At 71.5% G+C, this 3,351-nt stretch carries 1 protein-coding gene; it reads left to right on the forward strand.

The annotated features are described in order from the left end of the window. On the forward strand, positions 1 to 3,351 hold a 3,351-nt coding region (locus NM2_RS50160), incomplete at both ends, for a T3SS effector HopA1 family protein (RefSeq protein ID WP_169816151.1).

Genomic DNA, 3,351 nt, shown 5'->3' on the forward strand with positions numbered 1-3,351 from the left:
CGGTGGAGCTGGAGCGGCTGGTGGCGGCCCGCGACGCCGCCGAGCGCTCGCGGGTCGCCGCCCGCGCCGCCCTCGACGCCGCGCTGCGGGGTGTCAACCGGCTCGGCCTCGGCCCGGAGGGACCGGCACGCAGCGGTGTGGTCGGCATCTCGCCGCAGGAGCTGCGTCCGCGCAGGCTGCCGGGTGAGCCGACCGACCCGGACCATCCGGATTACGTTCGGACGCTGGGCGAGACGCTCGAATACCTGCGCGGTCGCACCAAGCGCGCCGCCTTGGCCGCCGCCTGGCAGCACGCCGTCGACGAGCTGGCTACGGCGGCCGAGCGGCTGCGACAGGCCGATGCCGCGGCCGCGCGGGCCGGACAGGATCTCACCGACGCCATCCGCGGCGACGTCGGCGTGCGACCGGACAGCATGGCCGCCCGGCACGCTGTGGCCGAGCAGCTGACCCGGGACCACGCCCGCGCGATCACACGGCTGGCCGCCGCCCAGGAGAATCTGGATGTCGCCCGCGACCGGATAGACCGCGCGGGGCCGGGCGTCGAACCGCCACGCACTCCCACCGGCATCCGCCTGTCCGATGCGGAGCTGCGCCCCGGCCGCGTACCCGGCGAGCCGACCGACCCGCGCGACCCCGGATACCAGCGGACGCTGGACGAGACCATCGAATATCTGATGGGCCGCACCAAACGTGCGGATCTCGCCGATCAATGGTCGCGGGATGTTCGATCGCTCGAGCTTGCCGCGCACGAATTCCACACCGCCCGTGCGGAAGCCGATCGGCTCGGCGCCGCGCTCGCCGAGGCTCGGCGCCGGGCGGCGCAGCAGGCGGCGCTGCCGAACCGCCCGGCGATCGACCCCGCCGCCGAGGTGCGCCACGCGATCGACGACTTCCCGGAGGTGTTCGACCGGCCCCGCACCCTGACCGAGTTGCACGAGAGGTTGCGACCGGGGACATCGTTCAGCGGCATGCTGGCGGTGCGGGAACTGTCGTACCGCCGCAACGGCCTCGTACCGCCGGCGTTGTCGCGGGAGAACCTGGATTCGTTCCTGCGGTACATCTGGGACAACCGCGACGCGGTGAACTCGTTCCACGATGTCTACAACCGGTATTCGGGCCGTGCCGGCGAAGTGGTCGAGGATCCCCGTGGTTTCCTGAACGCTCTGGCACGGATTCTCCGTGACCGGGGTCAGAACGCGCGGATAGCCATGCTCCAGGGCATCGGCGTCCTGGAGCCGGACACCGCGGGCGACTGGGCGCCCGAGGACATCGGGTTCGCGCAGTACTACCGCCACGACCAGCCGATGAACTCGAGGGACATCGGGTATCGCGTCTACGTGAATGCCAGGGGAGCGGCGGCTGCGGACCTGGCCGCGGGCATCGTGCACGAGATCGTGGACGACCCCCGGAGTTTCCCGGGAGTCCACTCCATGAAGATATCCGGGCCGCGGGATCTGCGGGCGGACGGCATCGTGATCTATGTTCGCGATCTGGACGCCGTGCACCGGGTGACCGAGTGGCTCGAGACATTCCGGTACGGTCGCCCCGATGCTTTCGGCTGGGAAGTGCCCGCCGCGACCGACCAGGTACTGCCCGGCGTCGGCATCGGCGCCGACCCGCCCCCGGGGGCCTTCGGCGCCGAATCCAGTTTCGGAAAGCTGCGCAGCGAACTCATCCTGGAGCAACTCGATGCCCATCGGCACGGCGAATTCGCCGAATTCCATGCGGCGGTTCTGAATCGGTTTGCCGAGGCGAGTGTGGATCCGGATGATCCGCACCGGCATTCGGGCGGCACGGAGCAGGGACCAGCAGCTGTCGAGTCGTCGGAATCGGAACCGGAGGCCGGTCAGCCGGGGCAGGCGCCGACTCCCGGTGGCGAGGGCGCGGCGGTACCCGAATGGTCCGCGCGCGGGCCCGAATACGAGTACGTGCCCACCGACCCGGCAGTGCGGGCGCGGGTGGGGGAACTCGGACAGCAGATCGGGCGGGAGCGGGAGCGGCGCGCCGCGTTGGTCGAGCAGATCCGCGCGACTGCCGCCGAACTCGGGATCGATGTCGCGCAGCATCCAGAAGGTGAACTCCCGCAGGCTGTTTCGGATGAATTGAATCGACGGCAGGCGGGCTGGGAGGCGGTCGAGCGGCGGGGTGATGTGGCGGGGGCCATCGCACCGGCCGAGATGGAACGCTATTTGAAGCAGGAGGTGCCGGAGGCCGATCGCAATGTCGCGGAGATCAAATCGCACCGCACGCGATTCGACGGGCTGTTCCGGACGTACCGGGAGCTCGTGCAGGCCGAGGTCGATGCGCAGCGAGAGGCGGGCGAGCTCGTCGCCGGGGAACTGATCGCGGCCGAAGGCGGCGAGCTGCGGGGCGGTGTGGGCGTGCTGCCCGGCGATCCGGCGCGAGTACTGGTCGCCGGTAACCGACCGCAACGCACGGTGAGTCCCGAACTGCACCAACAACTTCGCGGCCAGGGCGTGGTACTGGAGTACAAACGCATCCGGATCGAGCTCGACTCCGCAGGCGACCCCCATGTCCGGATGCTGGACTTGGAACGCACGCTCGGCGACGAATCGCCGGGAGGTTCGCAGGGTTCCCGCCCGCCGGGTGCCGGGCCTGGCGGGGCCAAGCCGCCGTCGGAACGGACCGCCTACCTCACACCGGAACAGCTGGCGCTGCACAGCCGCAAGCTCGCCGAGCGGGCCGCCGCCGTCGCGCGGCGTGAGGAACTGCGTGACCAGCGCGACCTGCTGGCCGAGCAGTTGCTCGTCGATCCGCGTGACGAGTGGGCAGCGCTGCGGCCGGAGAATCTCGACCACACCCTCGACGACCTGCGCTCCTCGCCGTCCGGTTCGCGCGCCCGGCGGACGGCGGAAATCACCGCGCTGCAACGATTGTCGCAGGACTACCAGGAGGCCGTCGACGAGATCGCCTGGCTCGACGCCGAATTGGCCGCGCTGGAGGCCGCCCCAGACCCGGATTCGTTGCGTCCCCCCGGCTGGACCCGAGCCGGTGCGCAGCAGGAGCAGCGGCCGCTCACCGCGCCCGTGCGCCGGGCGCTGCGTGCCCTCGCCCGCGCCCGCAACGCCCGCATACTGGCCTGGGAGCGGGCGCTGTCCCGAGTCCGGGAGCTCGGCATCGACCCCGATCAGGTGCGCCGCGAAGCGCTGCGAAACCGGCTCACCGCGGCGGCGGACCTGGCCGAGCAGCAGCATCGGCACGATCTGGGGCAGCCGGGCCTGCGCGGGCAGAGCCTGGCCGAATTGCGGTTGCGGGCCGGTGAACTCGGCATCGAACCCGGCACGGCCGCCGCCCCCGAGCTGCGCCGGCGCATCCTGGCCGCCGAGGCGG

Source organism: Nocardia miyunensis NBRC 108239, assembly GCF_001613065.1.
GTDB classification, from domain to species: Bacteria; Actinomycetota; Actinomycetes; order Mycobacteriales; family Mycobacteriaceae; genus Nocardia; species Nocardia miyunensis.